Source organism: Oleiphilus sp. HI0066 (assembly GCF_001635725.1).
This window is the reverse complement of sequence record NZ_LWFH01001448.1, coordinates 1-889: the sequence shown is the minus strand read 5'-3', so window position 1 is coordinate 889 and position 889 is coordinate 1. Positions and strand designations below refer to the sequence as shown.

2 protein-coding genes are annotated in these 889 nt (G+C 44.4%); one reads left to right on the top strand and one right to left on the bottom strand.

Translation table 11 applies throughout. The annotated features are described in order from the left end of the window. Positions 1 to 268: FGGY-family carbohydrate kinase (locus A3738_RS22600; protein ID WP_255376198.1), on the top strand; the 268-nt coding region annotated here is incomplete at its 5' end. On the opposite strand, the gene A3738_RS22595 is transcribed toward A3738_RS22600, so the two are convergent. Further along, positions 252 to 889: ABC transporter ATP-binding protein (locus tag A3738_RS22595; protein ID WP_156504419.1), on the bottom strand; the 638-nt coding region annotated here is incomplete at its 5' end. The two genes, A3738_RS22600 and A3738_RS22595, sit on opposite strands and share 17 nt — an antisense overlap.

Here is an 889-nt window from a genome sequence, read left to right as displayed (position 1 = left end):
GATCGTGAATGACTGGTTCGCCCAGTGTTTATCTGATTTATGCAATGTGCCTGTAGAGCGTCCTGAAATAGTTGAAACAACCGCGTTGGGAGCAGCATATATCGCAGCGGTTCAAGCAGGGCTTTACAGCTGTTTAAATGACGTTGCGAATAAATGGAAGTTAGAACAGCGATTTGAGCCAAACTTAGACTCGAGTGAACGTGATAAATATGTCTCGGGTTGGAAAATGGCTGTTGCTTGTGTGCAGAGCTTTAAACCGACGTCTTAAACGCGATGAGTTGCCCGTTGGCTAAACTAATAGGTATGGTTTGGCCAACTTGTAGATCTAATTGGCTTCCTAGCGATATTTCTAATTCTATTTCGTGAACTGACAAACTAAAATAAGTTGTCCCGCCTGCGAAAGCTGAGCCTGTAATCGTTGCTTGTGTTGAACTCGACGTATCTATCGTGACCGCCTCTGGTCGAACGAGTAGTTCAACGTTCTCTCCTTCAACAAGTTCTCCATTTGCAGAGCAGGCATTTAGTTGCCCTAATGAGGTCTCAATCGTAGATTCGTTAACGGCTTTACCAGATATGAAGCTACCTTTGCCGATAAATTGCGCTACAAATTTTGATTTCGGCTGATGGTACAACTGATTTGCTGAGCCGGTTTGAATAACCTTTCCTTGTTGAATAACGCCAATTTTATCTGCCATCGCAAATGCTTCAGATTGATCGTGTGTTACTAAAATTGCGCTGGTGTTTAAGTCTTTTAGTATCTGTCTCACCTCTCCACCTAATCGCGTTCGGAGATCTGCGTCTAGGTTGGAGAATGGCTCATCAAACAGAATTAATTCGGGTTCTGGTGCTAAAGCGCGGGCTAGCGCAACACGTTGTTGCTGCCCACCAG